Source organism: Streptomyces sp. NPDC034049, assembly GCF_055575575.1.
This window is the reverse complement of sequence record NZ_JBVISJ010000018.1, coordinates 165,310-183,315: the sequence shown is the minus strand read 5'-3', so window position 1 is coordinate 183,315 and position 18,006 is coordinate 165,310. Positions and strand designations below refer to the sequence as shown.

At 70.7% G+C, this 18,006-nt stretch carries 14 protein-coding genes; 6 read left to right on the top strand and 8 right to left on the bottom strand.

The window, feature by feature from the left end; translation table 11 throughout:
* Nucleotides 1-940: hypothetical protein (locus tag ACZ52C_RS36615; RefSeq protein ID WP_469078842.1), on the bottom strand; the 940-nt coding region annotated here is incomplete at its 3' end.
* 159 nt (nt 941-1,099) lie between these two features.
* Nucleotides 1,100-4,831 (bottom strand): nSTAND1 domain-containing NTPase, encoded by a 3,732-nt coding sequence (locus tag ACZ52C_RS36610; RefSeq protein ID WP_469078841.1) that lies wholly within the window; start codon nt 4,829-4,831, stop codon nt 1,100-1,102.
* Nucleotides 4,832-5,197: 366 nt separating this feature from the next.
* Between ACZ52C_RS36610 and ACZ52C_RS36605 the strand changes: the two genes are divergently transcribed.
* Both ACZ52C_RS36605 and ACZ52C_RS36600 read left to right on the top strand, forming a co-directional pair.
* A complete protein-coding gene (locus ACZ52C_RS36605) occupies nt 5,198-5,959 on the top strand; it encodes a ZIP family metal transporter (protein WP_469078840.1) in 762 nt (253 codons plus the stop codon).
* Between the two features lie 645 nt (nt 5,960-6,604).
* A complete protein-coding gene (locus tag ACZ52C_RS36600) occupies nt 6,605-7,210 on the top strand; it encodes a dihydrofolate reductase family protein (protein ID WP_469078839.1) in 606 nt (201 codons plus the stop codon).
* A gap of 235 nt (nt 7,211-7,445) precedes the next feature.
* On the opposite strand, the gene ACZ52C_RS36595 is transcribed toward ACZ52C_RS36600, so the two are convergent.
* The gene (locus ACZ52C_RS36595) at nt 7,446-8,147 is read right to left on the bottom strand and encodes a TetR/AcrR family transcriptional regulator (RefSeq protein WP_469078838.1); all 702 of its coding nucleotides are present in this window, start codon (nt 8,145-8,147) and stop codon (nt 7,446-7,448) included.
* Nucleotides 8,148-8,337: 190 nt separating this feature from the next.
* Here ACZ52C_RS36595 and ACZ52C_RS36590 point away from each other — a divergent pair, with 190 nt between their 5' ends.
* Nucleotides 8,338-9,018, top strand: coding sequence for an SDR family NAD(P)-dependent oxidoreductase (locus ACZ52C_RS36590; RefSeq protein ID WP_469078837.1), 681 nt, complete (start codon nt 8,338-8,340; stop codon nt 9,016-9,018).
* Here ACZ52C_RS36590 and ACZ52C_RS36585 read toward each other — a convergent pair.
* Nucleotides 9,008-9,214 carry a hypothetical protein gene (locus ACZ52C_RS36585; RefSeq protein ID WP_469078836.1) on the bottom strand — a complete coding sequence of 69 codons (207 nt, stop codon included), beginning with the start codon at nt 9,212-9,214 and terminating at the stop codon, nt 9,008-9,010. The two genes, ACZ52C_RS36590 and ACZ52C_RS36585, sit on opposite strands and share 11 nt — an antisense overlap.
* A 213-nt stretch (nt 9,215-9,427) precedes the next feature.
* On the opposite strand from ACZ52C_RS36585, the gene ACZ52C_RS36580 reads away from it, so the two are divergent.
* Nucleotides 9,428-9,784 (top strand): NAD(P)H-binding protein, encoded by a 357-nt coding sequence (locus tag ACZ52C_RS36580; protein WP_469078835.1) that lies wholly within the window; start codon nt 9,428-9,430, stop codon nt 9,782-9,784.
* A gap of 918 nt (nt 9,785-10,702) precedes the next feature.
* Here the strand turns inward: ACZ52C_RS36580 and ACZ52C_RS36575 are convergent.
* Nucleotides 10,703-13,564: a tetratricopeptide repeat protein gene (locus ACZ52C_RS36575; RefSeq protein ID WP_469078834.1), complete on the bottom strand. Its 2,862-nt coding sequence runs from the start codon at nt 13,562-13,564 to the stop codon at nt 10,703-10,705.
* Between the two features lie 563 nt (nt 13,565-14,127).
* Nucleotides 14,128-15,084 (bottom strand): hypothetical protein, encoded by a 957-nt coding sequence (locus tag ACZ52C_RS36570; RefSeq protein ID WP_469078833.1) that lies wholly within the window; start codon nt 15,082-15,084, stop codon nt 14,128-14,130.
* A 282-nt stretch (nt 15,085-15,366) separates the two neighbouring features.
* Here ACZ52C_RS36570 and ACZ52C_RS36565 point away from each other — a divergent pair, with 282 nt between their 5' ends.
* Nucleotides 15,367-15,573, top strand: a complete 207-nt coding sequence (locus tag ACZ52C_RS36565) for a hypothetical protein (protein ID WP_469078832.1) — start codon at nt 15,367-15,369, stop codon at nt 15,571-15,573.
* A 469-nt stretch (nt 15,574-16,042) separates the two neighbouring features.
* On the opposite strand, the gene ACZ52C_RS36560 is transcribed toward ACZ52C_RS36565, so the two are convergent.
* Together ACZ52C_RS36560 and ACZ52C_RS36555 are read right to left on the bottom strand one after the other, a co-directional pair.
* Nucleotides 16,043-16,873, bottom strand: coding sequence for a TIGR03619 family F420-dependent LLM class oxidoreductase (locus ACZ52C_RS36560; RefSeq protein WP_469078831.1), 831 nt, complete (start codon nt 16,871-16,873; stop codon nt 16,043-16,045).
* Nucleotides 16,870-17,559 (bottom strand): alpha/beta fold hydrolase, encoded by a 690-nt coding sequence (locus tag ACZ52C_RS36555; RefSeq protein WP_469078830.1) that lies wholly within the window; start codon nt 17,557-17,559, stop codon nt 16,870-16,872. The genes ACZ52C_RS36560 and ACZ52C_RS36555 overlap by 4 nt, the downstream gene beginning before the upstream one ends.
* Nucleotides 17,560-17,617: 58 nt before the next feature.
* Between ACZ52C_RS36555 and ACZ52C_RS36550 the strand changes: the two genes are divergently transcribed.
* Complete coding sequence (locus ACZ52C_RS36550) at nt 17,618-17,998, top strand: MerR family transcriptional regulator (RefSeq protein WP_469078829.1); 381 nt, start codon at nt 17,618-17,620, stop codon at nt 17,996-17,998.
* The last annotated feature ends 8 nt before the right edge of the window (nt 17,999-18,006 follow it).

Genomic DNA, 18,006 nt, shown 5'->3' with positions numbered 1-18,006 from the left:
TCTCCGGCGCCGCCGGTCCGTCGTCGAAGGTCAGGGCGACGCACCGGACCTGCTTGCAGTCGGTGTCGTCGTCGCCGGAGGCGGTGTGGGTGGGGGCGGCCGCGGTGGGGGTGCTCGACGCCCCCAGTTCGAGAGAGTGGCTGGGTGCCAGGGTCTGCCGCCGGGCACGCTGGCCGAAGGCGGACAGCCAGGGGGTGACGGTCTCCCGGGAGAGCGTCATCACGTGGTCCCCGCCGGCCGGGGCGCCCACGTCGCCGCGGTCGAAGGCCACCCGCAATCCCCCGTCGGCGGTGAAGACCATGTCGTCGAGGACGGCGGCGCGGGAGGCCGGGCCGGCGAACGCGGTGTCGAGGACGGCGGCATCGATGCCCTCGCGTCCCTCGAGCCGACTCCTCAGGGCGGTGAGGAAGTCGTCCCGGGAGCCCTCGGCGACCAGGTCCAGCGCCGTGCGGGACACGCGGTCCCTGCCGTCGTACCAGTACGTCCCGGCACTCAGTCCGGACCCGGCTCCGCTCTGGTCCACCGTGGTGAGCCGGACGCCGAGGACGTCGCCGGAGGCGACGAGGAAGCGGTGGCTGATGTTCAGCTCCCGGCCCTCCGCGTCGCCCTCGCACGCCCCGGCGCGGAAGGTGGCCAGACGCTGCTCCACGTCCTTCTTCATCGTGGCCGTCATCGCCTCGGCACCGGGCACGTCCGGGTAGCTCGTCGCGAACGGGCAGGAGTGCTGCTCGCTGTTGTCGCTGACGATCCGCAGCCCCTTGATCCGCGAGGGATCGACGACGCCGCGTGCCGGTGAGGTCGTGGCGGAGGACCCGGGGCGCGCGCCGGCGGAGGCCGAGTCCGAGGGCCCGGCGGCCCCGTCCTGTCCGGACGAGCAGGCCGTCGTGACGCTGAGAGCGCCGAGCAGCAGGAGGGAGGGGAGAAGAGTGTGAGTACGCATGGGACCAGAACCTGACTGAGAGGGACTCGCGGGACGTCGCCGACGGGACGTCGCGGTTGTTCTGGTCATGGATCGTGCAGGTCAGAGGTATTTTTCAGCGACCCGCGGAGTCACCCTGAAAAATCCGCCGATGGCTTCCCCGCCGTTCGTGGCTCCCTGTCAGTCCGTGCCGCAGATCTGCCGGTAGGGCGCGTCGGGGACGTAGGACCGCCACTGCTCCCTGGTCAGTCCGCCACCGCTGCGGGCACAGACGGAACGGACGGCCCGGTCCGGGGAGACGGCCAGACGCTGGAGCGGTACGTGTGGACTGCCGGCGTGGAGCACGCCGTTGTCGGGGGCGAACGCGAGGGAGTGGATCTCGTCGCCGGGTGTGGGCAGGTCCGTGCCGAGGAGTTGCTGGCCGGCGGTGTCCCACAGGCGCAGGGTGCCGCTGGTGCCTCCGACGGCCAGGGTGGTGCCGTCGGAGGAGAAGGCGAGGGCACCCACCGCTTCCGGTGTGCTCGAGGAGGAGGTGTCCGAGGTGCCGGTGAGCGCGCCCGTACGCCGGCGGAGGTCGCCGTCCCAGAGGGTGACGTGCCCGGTGGAGTCGCCGACGGCGAGCCGGGTGCCGTCCGGGCTGAACGTCAGCGCCGTGGCCTGGCGGCCGTTGGCGAGGGCACGGCCGGTGGCCCTGCCCGACTCCGGTTCGGCGTACTGGTCGTCGGAGCTCACGAGCAGACGTCCGTCCGGACGCATGGCCAGCACTCCGCCGGCCAGACCGCGCACGGTCCTGGACTGCCGCCGTTCAGCGGTGTCCCAGACCTCTGCCGCGTAGCTGCCGCCCGTGGTGGGGCGGACGGCCAGCAGGGTGCGGCCGCCGGGAGCCAGGGCGAGGGCGGTGACCGGCCGGTCGGCCGCCCCGGAGGTCTCGAAAACCGTACGGATCCGGTGTGCCCGCACATCCCACACGGTGAAGCGCAGGCGGAGCGAGTCGCCCACGGACGCGCTGTCGGCGACGGCCAGCGTGCGGCCGTCGGGGCTGAAGGCCGGCACCAGGGTCCGGTCGGAGGAGACGGCCGGCATCGGACCGAGTGCCGCGTGGGCACGCAGTGCGCCGGTGCGGGTGTCCCGCAGCTCGAAGCGGGAGTCGCCGTCGGGGGAGTGGGTGACGGTGGCCAGGGCGCTGCCGTCCGGGCTGAGCGCGCTCGCGTCGGTCGGAGTGACCTGCCAGCGCGGGGTGAGCCGGTCGGTCAGGTCGAGGGTGTGGACGGTGGCTCCGTCGAGGTAGCGCAGGAGACGCTCCCTGCCCGGATCCCAGGTCAGCCAGGTCGGCTCGGCCCCCGACAGCGGCCGGTGGAAGACCTGGGTGCCGCCGGTGGCCAGCCGCCACACGGCCAGTTCCTCGTCGTCCGCCGTCGCCAGGAACTGCCCGTCGGCGGAGAGGTCGGCCTGCGAGAAGCCAGTGAGTCCGCCACTGCCGAAGTCGGCGGCCACGCTCCCGCGGCGCACGTCCCACACCCGGGCCGCCGTGCCGTGGACCGCGACCAGCCGCTCACCGTTCCCGCTGAAGCGCAGCAGGTGGGCGCCGCTGTCCGCGCCGGAGCCGGTACCGCACACGGTCTTGTCCGCCTTCTCCCAGGCGCCCGGCAGCAGCTTGCCGCCGACCGTGTCCCAGAGCTGGAGCGGCCCGTCGGCGGGACACAGGGCGAGGAGTCGACCACCCGGACCGACGGCCGACGTGGAGAGTGCGCGCGTGACACGGGTGGAGAAGAGGACCTTGCCGTCGCCCGTGCGGTGCAGGGTCACCGTCCCGGGGCCGCTCGGTGACCCGGTGAGGTACGCGTGCCCGTCGGACGCACTGCCCAGCACCGCCACGCCGTCCAGCTCGGCCACGGAGCGGCCCTCAGCGAGGTTCCACAGCCTTTCGCCCCCGTCCGGCCCGATGATGTCGAGGTGGCGGGAGCCGGGACCGATGCCGCCCGCCTCCGTGCCGCCCGGCAGGTGGTAGGTGGCGGTCACCTTGTGATCGGCCACGTTCCGCACGGTCACCGCGGTGCCGTCGACGCTGAGCAGGGTCCGGCCGCCATCGGTGAGGTAGCGCTGGACGTTCTTGCCTGTGGTGCCGTCGGTCAGGGCATCGCGTTCCGGCTGTACCAGGGCGCCCAGCAGCGCCGAACGCGACTCCGTGAGCGGGGCGATCCTCCAGGCGGCCACGCCGAGCAGGGCGGCGGTGCGCGGGTCGGTGGCGCGCAGGCTGTCGGCGACCGTGGCCAGCCGGCGGGCGGCGGCCTTGGCGGCCTCCGCCTCGCTCACCCGGTCGCGCTGCCAGGCGACCAGTCCCGCGGCCAGCGCCAGCACGAGGACCACGGACAGCCCGACGGCGAGGGAGCGCGTGCGCCGTGCGGTGCGGGCCCCGGCCTTGCGCTCGGCGTCGCGGGCCGCCAGGGAAGCGGTGAGAAAGGCCCGTTCCGGCGGGGTGAGGTCATCCTCCCCGGACGAGCCGTATGAGGCGAACAGCTCTTCGGCGCGGGTCAGCCGACTGCCCCGGTACAGGGCCCCGGGGTCGCGCTTCAGCTCGTTCCAGCCACGTGCCGCCTCACCGAGCAGGCGTTGTGCGCGCATCCGGTCCCGGCCCTCCTCGATCCAGCCGGCCAGTCGCGGCCAGCCGGTGATCAGTGCCTCGTGCGCGAGTTCCACCGTGTCGCCGTCCGACGTGACCAGACGGGCGACGACGAGGTGTTCCAGTACGTCCCGGACCCCAGGGCCCAGCTCGGCCCGGGACGCCGGACGACGGGTGTCGGCCGCCCCGTCACCAGGGGCGATCAGCCGGAGGAGGACGCGCCGGGCGATACGGCCCTGATCCGCCGACAGCCCGCCGTACGCCTCCTCGGCGGTGGCCGCGATCGCGCCCCGTACACCGCCCGTCTCCTCGTACGCCGCCAGCGTCAGCAACCGGCCTCGGCGGCGGCGCCAGGTCTCCAGCAAGGCGTGGGACAGCATGGGCAGGGCGCCCGGCCGGTCGACGACCTCGTCGACGACCGCGGCGGTGAGCGCCCGCTCCACGTTCAGACCGACGGACGTGGCGGGGCCGGTGATCGCCTCGCGCAGCTCGTCCCGGCTCATCGGCCCGACCAGCAGATTGGCCCGGGAGACCGTCTCGGCCAGCTCACGGTGGTCCGCGCAGTGGCCGTAGAAGTCGCCACGGACCGCGATCACCACCCGCAGCCGGCTCTCCGGATCCCGGGCGGCGAGCAGCAGCTCGAGGAACCGGTCGCGTTCCGCCCGGTCGTGGCAGAGGGTGAACAGTTCCTCGAACTGATCGACGATCACCCAGGTGTCCCCGTCACCGTCCCGGGGAACGAACGCCTTCTCGTGCGTGAGAGCGGGTCGCTCGCCCGGCGTGAGCACACGCACCACCGCCGGTCGCTCGACCCCCGCCGCCTGCCGCAACCTCGGGATCAACCCCGCCCGCAACAACGACGACTTACCGCTGCCGGACGGCCCGAACACCGCCGCGCACCGGTGCTCGCGCACCAGGTCCATCAGCTCGGCGACCAGCGCCTCCCGGCCGAAGAACAGGCTGCTGTCATCCGCTTCGAAACGGGCCAGCCCCCGGTAGGGCGGCCGCTCGTCCGGCGCGGGCGCCCGGACCTCGGCTTCCGTCTCCCGCCAGCGCCGCTCCCATTCGTCCGGGTCCGCGTCCAGCGCCTCGGCGTACGCCCGCACCACCGCCAGGGACGGCAACTGGTCCCCGGCGGCCGCCTGGGACAGCGCGGTCGTGGAGTAGCCTGCCCGCCCGCCCATCTCCCTGTACGGCGGTTTCCCGGCCTTCTCCCTCAGGACACGCAGTTCATGCGCAAGCCGCTGGACGGGGCCGGCCTCGGGATCAACCGGCTTCTCGCGTCGTCCCACCCGCGACACCTTCCACACTGCATTACTCGGACAACAAGACGCTCACGCTATGTTTTCGGCCTATTCGGCGCAATCCTCACCGAGGTGAGCCGGCCCAGTGAGTCGGCCCACTGACCCGGCCCACTGAGCGGGACGGCTGCGCGGCGTCGGCGTCGGCGTCGGACAGCGAGGAGACGTCCGACCGTGCGGATCTCCCGGATGCGAAGACGGTTCCGCGGTGCATGGCGTTCCAAGACTCACGGACTTGGCAGCGCAGGAGTTCATGGATGACCTGGTCGGTCCCGTCGTCCCGCCAGGCGGCGAAGGAGGCGTACGGCCGCGCCGGTTGCCCGTTGATCCCCATCCATAGCGGGTAGACGGGGCGGCATGGTTGAAGTGGTGGAGGCTGGACTGTGGGGGTTGGTGGCGGGTTCGGCACTGTTGCTCGGTGCCGCGTTGGGTTACGGGCTGCGGGTGCCGCAGAAGGTGATCGCGACCGTGATGGCCTTCGGGGCCGGGGTGTTGATCTCAGCGGTCTCCTTCGAACTGGTCGGGGAGGCGTACGAGCAGGCGGGGCTTGCTCCCGCGGTCGTCGGCACCCTGATCGGCGCCCTGGCCTACACCGGGGGCAATGTATGGCTGGCCCGCCGGGGTGCGCGCCACCGCAAGCGCTCCGGTCACGAGCGGGCCGAGGCGCAGCCCTCGGAGGCCGAGCAGGGCGGATCCGGGATGGCGCTCGCGCTCGGCGCTCTGCTCGACGGGGTGCCGGAGTCGGCGGTCATCGGCGTGAGTCTGCTGGACGGCGGGGCGGTGAGTCTGGTGACCGTGGCTGCGGTGTTCATCAGCAACGTCCCTGAGGGGCTGTCCAGTTCGGCGGGTATGAAGAAGGCCGGCCGTGGCCGGGGGTATGTCTTCGGTGTCTGGGCTGCGATCGCCGCGGCCAGCACGGTGGCGGCACTCTTCGGTTACACCGTGGTCGGTTCCTTCTCTCCCGCGGTGATCGCTGCGGTGACCGCCGTGGCGGCCGGGGCGATCCTCGCCATGATCGCGGACACGATGATCCCCGAGGCGTTCGAGGACGCTCACCTGGCCATCGGCCTGATCACGGTGAGCGGCTTCCTCGTTTCCTTCGCCCTCTCCCACGCCTGACCGCTGGGGCCCGTGGGCGGGTGCGTGTGGAGGGTGCGTGGTGCTGTGTCTGGCAGACAGTGCACCTGCTCGACATCCGCCGCCTGCCCCGGCTACAGCGCGGCGAGCCCTGGCACGAGACCGGGTGAGTGGCCGTTGCGGCGGAGACTCCGGCGTGCCGGGCGGCCTCGCCGGTGGTGGCTCCGGTGATGGTGGCCCGGAGGATGCCGGCACGGGAGCGGCCCAGAAGTTCCGTTCGGGTGCCGCGGAAGTGAGGGCAGCCATGCCCGCCGACCAGTAGAACTCCGCCCCCGGCCAGATCGACTCGGCCGCGCAGCCTGCCCTCAACATCACCGCGCCGAACGCGCAGGCGGATCGTGGCGGCACCGCGAGCGCCGACGTGCACGATCCCGCGCCCTCGACTCGCAGTCCTGGTGTCACCGCAATGAGGGTTCAGGACAGACCCCGCGCAGCGGAGACCGCAAGAGCAGGCCGGTCAGGAACCGCTGAGAGCCCGGTCAGGAACCGCTTCGACGCGGAGGAACCCCCGCGCGCGCAGGGTGCTCCCTGGTGGGCGTGAGTTTTCGCGTTGCTCCACAGCGCGGCCGATGAGTTTGTGGCTCCCGGCCGGTCCAGGCTTGTGACACCTCAGGAAAGGACACCGCCATGTCGGAGCTTCTCGTCGACTTCATCACCTCCCTCGACGGCTACGCATCGGGAGAGGGGTGGCCCGGCTTCTGGGGCCTCGAGGGCCCGGAGTACCTCGCATGGCTCGGCGAGCAGCCCGAGGCCACCTACCTGATGGGAGCGAACACCTACCGCCTGATGTCCGGCTTCGCCGCAGGCGAGGTCCCGAAGGGCCAGGACGAGTTCAGGCCCGAAGAAGAGGCGTCCGTCGACGAGCTCACGCAAGCGTCCAAGATGGTGTTCTCCTCCTCCCTCGAGGAGCCCCTGACGTGGGCGAACTCCACGCTCATCCGCGACGACGCCGTTGAGGCGGTCCGCGCCATGAAGTCGAGTGGCTCGGGGTTCCTCAGCACGATCGGCAGCCTCAGCCTGTGCCGGTCCCTGCTGCGAGCCGGGCTCGTCGACCGCTTCCGGGTCGTGATGTTCCCGGTGATCACCGGGGCCACGGGCGAAGAACGCATCTACGACGGATACCCGGACGTTGCCCTCGAGATGATCGAGCACCGTACCTTCGACGGCCGCATCCAGCTGGTCGAGTACAAGCCCCGCGTGCTCGAACACCCGCCGCTCGGCGCCCCTGCGTGACGTCGTCCCGTCCGCCGTATGGATGGCGGACAGGCCGGCGCCGACGGGTGCGGACGAGCAGATCGCGGTGGCCGTTCCAGGCGGAGGTGTCGCGTGCTCTGCCCTTGCGCTTGCGGTGGCAGCGCGGCCGGTGGATCAGCCAGACGCCCGTCCGGCTCGCAACAGCACATGGCCGCGATCGACCAGCGGCGCTCCCCCCGTTGTCGGCAGCTGTCCGCCGCAGTGCGCATGCGTGTCACGGCTCGACGTCGGTGTCCGGGCCGGTTTGTGAGAGGCGGACCATGGCGCGGTGGAGGGCGGTGGGGGCCGGCGCTTCGGGCAGTGGAGGGATCGGTGCGCCGGGCGTGGCATAGGAACGGATCATGTGGCCGACGAGGCGGCGCCAGGTGTCGGGGGCGGCGTCGCCGGTGGCGGTGACGACTCCCGCGTTGGCGATGAGCAGGATGACGATGTCCTGGTGGGTGAAGTCCTCGCGCAGGTGCCCGGTGTTCTTGGCGCGCGTGATGAGTTCGAGCAGCCGGTCGTACGCCTCGGCGCGGCGGGCCTCCAGCGCTTTGGCGGCGGGGAAGGTCATGGTCAGGACGTCGGCGAAGCCGCGGTCGGCGGCCTGCATGGCGCAGATGGCGTGGAGGTAGCCGGTGAAGCCGTGCCAGGGGTCGGGGTCGGCGAGTGCCTCGGCGGCGGCCTCGGCGTAGGCGTCCATGCGGTCGGCGAAGACCGCGTTGACGAGTTCCTCCCGGCTGGCGAAGCGTCGGCCGAGCGTGGCCTTGCCGACGCCTGCCTCGCGGGCGACGGAGGCCATGGAGACGCCGAGTCCCTCGGTGGCGAAGAGGCGGCGGGCGGCGGCCAGGATGCGGCAGCGGTTGAGTTCGGCGTCGGCGCGCAGTCCCGTGCCGGGCTGCGGCGTCGGCGTCTGGTCGGAAGGTGGCGAGGTCATGCCCCCATCCTAGCCAAGTGGAACGGGTGGACCGCTTTCTGCTGTACGGTGATGGCGGTGAAAGTGGGACGCCTGGCCCACTTGTCTTGGAAAGGGTGTTGTCATGCGTGCTGTCGCGCTCGAATCCGGCACCCCGGGCAAGATCACCGTCTCCTGCTCCTGACACACATCCAACGGAAGCGAAAACACCGTGCCCACCATCGCCATCATCGGCGCCGGCCCCGGTATGGGCCTGGCCATCGCCCGCACCTTCGGCGCCCGCGGCTTCGACGTCGCCCTCATCTCCCGCACCAAGGAGAAGCTTCAGACGCTGGTCGGCCGGCTCGGCCAGGAAGGCATCACCGCGGAGGCGTTCACCGCCGACGTCATGGACCGGCCCTCCCTGAACGCCGCCCTGGACGCCGTGAAGACCCGCTTCGGCGGCATCGACGTACTGGAGTACTCGCCGGCCGCGCACGTCCAGGTCCCCGGCTTCACCCTGGTCGCCCCCTCCGAGGCCACGGTCGACCATCTGCAACCGCAGATCGAGTACGTCTTCTACGGTGCCGTCGCCGCCGCGCACTCGGTACTGCCCGCGATGCGCGAGGCGGGCGCCGGCACCCTGCTGTTCACCAGCGGCGGCGGTTCGGTCGATCCCGTCCCCATGCTCGGCAACGTCAACGCCGCCGGCGCGGCCCTGCGCAACTGGGTCATCAACCTGAACAAGGAGCTGGCCGGCAGCGGGGTGCACGCCGCCCACGTGGCCATCAACGTATGGATCGGCGACGGCGGCCCGGAGGGCTTCCCGACGGCCACGGCCGACGAAATCGCCCCTCTGTACTGGGACCTGCACGAAAACCGCGACCGCCCCGAGGCCGTCTTCAACGCCTGACCGGCCGGCCGACAGTCCAGGCCGTGCCGGCGGCCATGTTCGCCAGGGTCGGCGTCATGAAGTCCACGCAGCCCAAGGAGAAGCTGGCCGGCCAGCCGCGCTGAACGGCCGACTTCTCGCTGGGCATCGCCTGTTTCATCGGCATCGTGGACTTCGCCGCGGCCTTGGGGCTGATCCTGCCCGCGGCCACCGACATCGCCCCGTGCTGACGCCGCCGGCCGCCACCGGTCTGATCGTGATGATGGTGGCGGCCGTGGTCACCCCAGGTCCGCCGCAAGGAATCCGGCGCCGTCGGCTTCCACTCGGTCCTGCTGATCCGTGCTGTGGCGGTGGCCTGGGGACGCCTCGACCCGTACAGCTTCTGACCCTCACGTCTGCCCTCATCTGACCGCCACCGCGAGGAACCCCGATGCGTGTCACCGTCTTCGGCGCGACCGGCGCGACCGGCGCGACCGGCGCGACCGGCGCGACCGGCGCCATCGGCCGTCTGGTCGTCCAGCAACTACTGGACGACGGTCACCAGGTCACCGCACTGGTCCGCACCCCGGCCAAGCTCGCCCTCACCCACTCACACCTCACGGTCGTCACCGGGCAGTTGGCCGACCGCGCTGCCGTCGAGCAGGCCGTCAGCGGCACGGCCCTCTTCCGCAGCCTGCGGGCCAGACGTTCGCGGTCCCCGTCCATCGGAGAGCGGATCGCCGCGGCCAGTGTCGCTGTCAACTCGCCGCCCCTGACGCGCTGTTCGAGGCCGGCATGCAGTTCATAGCGCCCGCAAGACGTCCATGGCCATGGCCGGAGACGTGCTGGCCGAAGTGGCCGGCACGGCCAGAAGAGCCTCCACGCCTGCTGAGCGCACCCTCGCCGCCGAACCGGAGCCCTCGAAGCCGGACCGGGTCCCTTGCAGCGGCTGATGGCCTTCGTGCCGACAGCGCGGAGCGGCAACGCTGCAGTTCACCAGGTGCCTAGGGTCCCCGTGCACGTCATGCACCGGCTCGTTGCCCGCAGTTGCGCGTTTCCCCCAGTGGCGACGGCTGGGCTGCCCTCGCTGGTGCGATCCCGTTTCCCGGGGGACGGATCAAGAATCCACCCCCACTTCGGGGGCCGGACCTCGTCTTTCGTCATGTGATCGCAGGCGCCAGGAACGTGGGCCTTACCGTTCTGTTTGATCAAGATGGCGTTGCCGGGGAACCGCCGCCACTCCTGTCGGACATGCCTTTCCTCCAGGTGTGCTTTGGGCACGCTGCCATCAGGAGGGCAGGCGCATCCCAGGCCGATGATGTTGTCGCATCGCTCGCAGCGCACCTCTTTCAAAGGGGCGAGTGTCCCATCCGAGAGCGCGCCGCCCACGCACAACGGGCATGGCGACGGTGTCCATTGAGTGATCGCCGTCGGGTGAACGTCGTCGAGGCCGACGGCCGAGGTCGGCCAGGTCGTCGAGGCCGGCCTCGCGGGAGAGCCGGATCAGGTTTCCCTTCTCGTCGCACAGCGCGAGGCTGAGCAGGCCAGACGCGGGGCCCGGGCAGCGAGCAGGGCGAGGAGTTCCAAGACCCAGCAGCAGACGGTTGCGGCCGAGACGGCGTTGGCGCCGGCCATGAGTTGTTCTTCCACGAGGCCATCGGCACGTCCTTGGACGCTTACGGTGCGAGTGCCCCAAAAAGCGGGAGGGTGCGGCGGCGACTCCAGATCAGGGCGCGGGATCGTGACGATCGAGGTCGGCGAGACGCGCTTGCACGACTCCGAGCGTCTCGGCGTAGCGGGCCGGATCAGCGGCGTTCAGGCGTAGATAGAGCGTGAGGGATTCCCCGAGGGTTTGGCGCGCCTCCCTGGGGCGGCCAAGATGCTGAAGCTCCGCGGCGACGCCGTTGAGGACGGAGGCGAGCATCGGCTCGTGAGCCTCGGGATCTACCTCGCTCAGTTCTTCCAGAATCTGGGCGGCGCGCTCACGGGCCTCCAACGACTGTGCGTGATCCCCGAGATTGCTGTGCCGCTTGCCCAGGTTGATCAGGGCTCGGGCGAGGGACACGGCGAAGGCGTTCGGGTTGGCCGCGCTCAACCGCTCGAAGATCTGCACGGCCTCTTTGGTGACCGCGAGGGCTTCCTTGGGGCGACTCTCGTTGGAGAGCCTGTTGCCCAGGCTTCTGAGGGCCTCCGCCAGGTCGGGATCATGAGCGGCAGGCTTGGCCGAGGCGAGGCGACGGTAGACCGTCACGGCCTCCGTCGCGGCCTCAAGAGCGCCCGTGTGGCGTCGGAGCCCACTCAGGATCACCGCGGCGTTCCGCCAGCACGTGCCCAGTTCCACCTCGTACTTGCCCGGCCTGGCTGCACTCAGCCGCTGATAGACCTCGGTAGCCTGCCGGGCCGGCGGCAACGCCTCTTCGTACCGTCTCAGCCCCAGCAGGGTCCCGGCCAGATTGCTCAGTTGGGCGGCGTGGTCGTCCTCCCACGCGGCGGGATCCGCGGCGGCCAGGCCTTGGAAGATCTTCACGGACTCACGCACCGCCACGCAGGCTTCCTCGTGCCTGCCCAGGTTCCACAGATCGATGCCGGCGTTGCCCAGCGAGTAGCCGAGCGAGGGTTGATGCGTTCCGGGACTGTCGGCCGCCAGCAGGCGGCGGGTCTTGATGGCGTCGACGCTGGCGGCCAGCGCTTCCTCGAACAGGCCGGCGTTGCTCATCCTCTCCGCCAGGGTGTCCTGGAGGTCCGCGCGTGCGGCGGCGTCCGGTTCCGAGGCCAGGGCGAAGTCGGTGAGGCGGCGGGTGAAGGCCGCGATCCCGCCGTCGAGGTCGACGTTCCTGCCGTCCGGAAGAGCTGCCGACAGGGCCTGCAGGACCTCGACGTCCGCATATCCGGCCAACGTGACCAGGGTGGCTCCGTCCGTCTCGAGAGCGAGACGGGGACTGCGCCGCAGCAGCGGAAAGACGTGGTCACGCCGTACGTGCTCCGATCGCCGTCCCGTCTCCACCAGGACGGTCAGCACAGCGGAGGCATGCGACGCCGGTTCCGGATCGTCGCCGGCGGGTGCGAGCAGCTTTCCGGGGAGATCGGCGGCCCACGCGTCGCCGTGACGTTCGGCGGCCTCGTGCAGGTCTGGCAGCAGATCGGCCAGGAAGTCCTCCCCCAGTCGGTCGGGGAGGAGTGGCTCGAGTACTGTGCCTGCCGCAGTGGGCGGATAGCAGACCGCGTGATCGTCCAGCAGGTGCTGAGCCTCGACCGGGTTCGCGGCGAGCCCGACCGAGATGAGCGTCTGGACGGCCGAGGCGGTGGGCAGCGCCCGCGTCAGCGTGGCGACCGCGGTGAGCCGCCCCATCGTGGCCGTCGACACGGAGATCCGGCCGATGTCCTTCAAAGTCTGCCAGTGGTCGTATTCACGTTCGAGCAGATAGCCGGAGAGTCCGCCCGGATCGCTGGGCGGCGCTGTTCCGCGCACATGCGCGTCGACGGCGACCAGGGCGGCCATGTGCAGGGTAAGGACCAGATCGTAGGCGTCGTCGGCCAGAGATCCTGGCGGGCGCAGCCCTGAGAAGGCTGTGGCTTCGAGCAGTTCGGCGAAGCGGTCCCGGGCTCCATCGAAGACCACCTTGCGCTGCGCCGGAGTCTCGGCCAGGGCGCCCAACGGCATCCTCTCGGCGACGGCGCCGAGTTTCCGCAGCGGGTTGGCCAGCGTCTTCCACCAGTAGCCCGCTGGTCTGGCCAGAAGCAACAGGCGTGTCGGTACGTCCTGTTGCATCAGACGGTCCTGCAGGAGCCGCTCCAGATCGAGGCGCGGCCAGCGTTCGGCGTAGTCGACCACCACGAGCAGTCCGCGCGGTCGGCCGACGGCCGACCGCGCGGAAGTGGAGGAGGAGGACGGGCGGGGGTCCGTGAAATGCCGGGCCTGGGCGACGGCCCAGCCCGCCGAGGCGCTCTCTTCGGCGAACCGCGCTGCCAGCCGTGTCTTGCCCGCTCCACCGGCGGCGTGCACCAGCATGACGGCCAATCGGCCTGGCCGATCCCGCCACTGCGAGAGTGCCGAGAGTTCCGTGACGCGTCCGACGAACGGAACCACCCGGCTCCCCGCCGCCAGGAGTTCGCTGGGCCCCTGTCCCAGCAGGGTTCTCACATCGGGGGTCCGCAGCGGAAAGGCTTCGGTCAGGAAGCGTGGTGTCTTCGTGACCAGGTCGATGCCCTTCTCGGGCGCTGGCGCCGGAGGGAGGGATGTTACGGCGGAGTCCGCCGCCGAACCGTCCGACGGGACCGGGGGCGGGGGAGCCGCACGCGCCGTCCGGCGCTGATACCTGCGGAGTTCAGCCAGCTTCTCCGCATGCACACGAGCCGTGCCGAGTGTGTCGGCCGATGCGCGCAGAGCCGAGGCGATGCGCTCCGCGGCGTCCGGGCTCGGAGCCTTGAGACCGCGTAACACCTCACTGACGTAACCGGCGGACAGGCCGGCCGCCTTCGCGATGGCGGCATTGCTCATCCGGGAGCGCGCGGGCAGAGCGCGGTACAGGTCGACGAGATCACGCGCCGGGCCGGGCGGCAGTTCCGGCTCACCGCGCTGGCTACCCACGGTGCCTCCAACCGCCTGCGGCGCACCTCGCCGGCCGTCCGAAGAGCGTTTCGTTCTTCGCCGTAATTCGCCCGGAACAGCTCCAGCACAGGGCATTCGAGCACTTCAGGGGCGCTGCAGAAAAATCCGTTCGCTGCGCTTCGCTGAGCGAGAGCGACCGCGGAATCCGGCATTTGGATAGATCTCGTGGCCGACGAGAAGACGGCCTACTGCCCGAACGGCGCCCCCACGTGACATCAGTGCACAGGCGCCGTGGGCAGGGAGAGGAGGTGGTACGCCCAGTATGGAGCCTCATGGGTGTTCGCTCGGTTCGCTGATCCCGCGGCGCATCGCATTCGCTCTGTGAGTCATGCTGGTGAACGACTTCCTGGTGACAACGGGAGCATGTCCAGTCGCTCGGCCGGTGAGCTCCCGTCGCACCAGTACCGCACCAGTGAAGCGGTGCCGGAACCAGCTTAGCGAGTCCTGACCGACTCGGTAGGTGATGCGTTCCGGCTACCGCCATGTCCTCGGCGCGAAGTGACGAGGGCCGCTCATCGCCGGGCTGTCGTCCGGTATCGCCGTCACGGCTGCCACTGGATGCCGTGCCCCAGATAGCGCGCCGGTCGGCGAAACCGCAGATGTACCTCGCCGGCCTCGTCGAGGTCGAGGGTGTCGACGGGGGACCGTACGGCGTCGAATGTGCGCACCGTCTCGTCGCGCACGGAACGCACCCACCGGGGTGGGCGGTCGGTGTCGAAACGCACCCTCAGGTCGAAGGCGTCGCACCGGCACTCCGGGGTGAAGATGTAGTGCGGCCGGAACGGCTGGTCCGCCGGCACTCGTAACACCATTGCGTACTCGTGAGCCTCTCCCGCGGCGAGGGCGGCGGGCAGTCGGACCATGAACTGGAATCGCCCGGGTGACGGTTGCTCTCGCCGGACCAGACGGCCGCCATAGAGAACTTCACCCGACAGGGCCGCTCGGCCCCCTGGCACCGCGCTGGGGACGTCGAGCCAGGCCATGACTTCTCTGAGGCCGTCCCGGACCGCGACGATGCGCCGGTGCTCGAGGGCCTCCATGCCCGGGACGTCAACCCGGACTACGGTGCGCAGTTCTTCCAGGTACCAGTCGCCGGCCTCCGCGGTCGCCCGACCGCGCCGCCGTGCGAGCTCTCGGGCGATCTCCTCGGCCAGCAGGCGTTCAGCGGTGTCCACGCGGCGCAACGCGGTTCGGTACTCCCTGTTCAACCACGTCGCCAGCCAGGCGATCCGGTCGCCGAAGTAGGGCATCTGCTTGGTCTCGGCGGACAGCCCTAGACTCGCCGCGACCGCGATGCGGAGGTCCGCCGTCAGGCCGGTGGCGCAACTGCCGAGCTGTGCCACCAGGGCATGCCGGTCGACTGTGTCCGTCGCGGGTGAGGTCACCGCCAGTTCCCGCAGGTGCGGCCCCAGTCGGTGCGCGAGGTCGGCGGCGTTGACGCCACGTCCCTTGCGCAAGGAACGGATCTCACCAGCAATAGCCTCGGCGTCTGCTGCCATTCCAGCCCCCATCACCGTCATCTGGCTGGCATGTCCGGCAGAACATGCCATCTCCCTGCCAAGAGTGTCCCGACAGTGGGGCTCCGTGGCCCGAGGAACGCCCAGACCATGGACGAAGCCGCAGCCCCGAGTGACCTGGTGTGTTCGGGCGCGCTTCGGTGAACCGGCCCTTCAGCCCCGTGACCTGGGCGTCCTCGGGCCGCTTCGGAGTGCTTCGGAATCCGGTCACCGTCGTGACCGGCGTCGTGAAGCTGAGATCGCCTACTGGTCCTGGAGGACGTCATGGGTAACATTGTCAGTTTGCGGAGCGCGGTCGTCATGGGCGCCGCCGTCGTGGGCGGTTCAGCGGCGGGAACCGTCGCCGAGGCGCTGGGCAACCTCGCCGTGGAGCCGGTGCCCGGGCTGGGAACGGTGGTCACCAGCGCCGTCTCACTTTGGTTCGCCGAGAAACTGGACCGGCTCATCGCCGACGACAGCGACGCGGGCTGAGAACTGAACCGAGAGCGGCCCGGTGGAGCGGCGCACACGGATGGTTCCGCGACATTGACCAGCCCCAGGCGGCAGCGACAGATCCGACGTTCACCTCGCACCTCACGAAGGGGGACCGGTCGGGCGGCAGGCGTGGTCCGAGCCCAGGCTCGGCGCACCGTGTCTGTGGGCGGCTTCATGCGCGGCCAGCGCCCCGCACGATCTCGTCGCAGCCGTCGCAGCCGTCGCAGCCGTCGCAGCCGTCGCAGCCGTCCTCAGCCCGACCGCGCCGCTTGGCATCGCATCGCAGTCCGGCACCCTCCCACTCGGAGGGTGCCGGACATTCCTGCTTCTCCGGCGAAGTGGTCGTTCAGTCGTATCGGTGGCTGGCATGGGTTGCCACGCTGTGACGCAACAACGCAGGATCTGGCAAGGCACCCCAGCAGCACCGACGTTCCGGACAGGGGCAGCTCCTTCAGGTCACGCGGGTCTACGGGCACGGACGCCGTTGCCGGGTCACTCGTGCGAAGGCGGCCATCCGCCTCGCGTATCCGTCCGGGGGGCCGAAGTGCACCGCGAGGTGCTCGGCTCCAGCGGCCTGGAAGGCCTCGGCGGTGCGGGCGGCGTCTCCGACGGTGCGGTCCGGGCCGTGCCAGTCCATTCGGGTGCCGGGGGACACGGTACGGCCGTCGGTACGGGCTCGCAGGAACGCCAGCCGTTCGCCGAACGCCGTCGGGTCCAGACCCACGCCCTGCCAGACGTCGGCGTACCGGGCTGCCCGGCGCAGGGCGGCATCGGTGACACCACCGGTCATCAGCGGCACCTCTCTGTCGGGGCGCGGTTCGAAGACGCCCGTTTCGAAGCCGTACCAGTGGCCCTCGAAGGGGCCCCGGCCGACCCGGAACAGGTGTCGGAGCAGTGCGATCGCCTCATCCGTGCGGGCTGCTCGGTTCTTGAATTCGGCGCCGACGGCGGCGAATTCGCGTTGTTCCCAGCCGATCCCCACGCCCAGGGTGATCCGTCCGCCGGACAGTTCGTGGAGGGACGCGACTTGTTTGGCCACCACGAACGGACTTCGCAAAGGCAGGACGAGCACGGAGGTGCCGAATCGGATCCGGCTGGTCGTGGCCGCCAGCCAGCCCATGGTCACCAGCGGTTCGAGGACTCCTCCGTAGACCGGGCCGTACTCGTCGGGCGGCAGGATGTGGTCGGGGAGCCATGCCGTGTCGTAGCCGAGGGCCTCGGCTTGCACTGCCAGGTCGGCGAGTCGTCGCGGGTCGGAGCCGGCGACCTCGTTCGGGAGGACGACCTGCAGCTTCACTCCTCTGCACCGTCCTTCTCATCCGAAAGCGGAAGGGAGTGAAGAAAGTCGAGGACAGGCGTCAGCCACTCCTTCGGCCTTTCGACCATGACCACGTGGTCGCTGTCGATCTCCGTGTAGCTCGCGCCCGGTATCCCGGCTGCCAGGACACGGGAGCCCTCGGGCGGGACCACGCTGTCAGTGGTTGTCGCGACGACCAGCGTGGGGACGGTGACCTCGGACAGATCGCCGGTGGTGTCGACGGAGGGGATCAGGTCGATGTGAGGGCGGAGTGCGGGAGGCGCCTCGGCCCGCCAGCCGGGGAGGAGTCCGAGTATGTGGTCGTCGGGCCGGGCGAACCCGGCAGTCAGTACGAGCGCGGTCACCCGCTCGGGATGGCGTACGGCAGCGCGCACCGCCACCAGCGTGCCGAGCGAGAAACCGAGCACCGCGAACCGTCCCACGCCGCGCCGTACGGCGGAGTCGACGACCGAGTCCGCGAGCGTGTCGAGGTCCAGTGGCGCGCCGGCGACCGGGGTCCGACCCGAGCCGGGGTAGTCCGGGGCGATGACCGTGTGGGTAGCGGCAAGAGCGGGCAGGACCGGCGCGAAGTTGCCTTCGATGCTGCCGGTGGCGCCATGGGCGAGCAGCAACGCCGGGCCGGTTCCGGTGACGGTGGTGGCAAGGGGCGGGAATGAATCGTGCATGCCCCGTACGTTGACCCATCACATCGGTGTGAAGGTCAAGTCGGTAACGTGGTGAGGAGTGTCGGTGCTGATAGGGGAGCTGTCACGGCGGACCGGAGTCGCGGCTCGGCTGCTGCGGTACTACGAAGAGCAGGGCCTGTTGTGCCCCGACCGCGACAGCAGCGGATACCGCGTGTACGCACCTGATGCCCCGTTCGTCGTGGCACGCATCCGGGGCATGCTGGCCGCCGGGCTGACCACCGACGCCATCCGCGAGATGCTGCCGTGCGCCACCGACGCCGGGCCGGGGATCGATCCGTGCCCAGAGGTTCTGCGAACGATGGCCACGCACCTGGAACGGATGGACACGGACATCGCGGATCTGCGCCGCCGCCGGGCCGCGCTGGCGGCGTTCCGCGACGCGACCGACGCCCGGCAGGAGCGGAGACGCGCTCACTGAAGAACGTT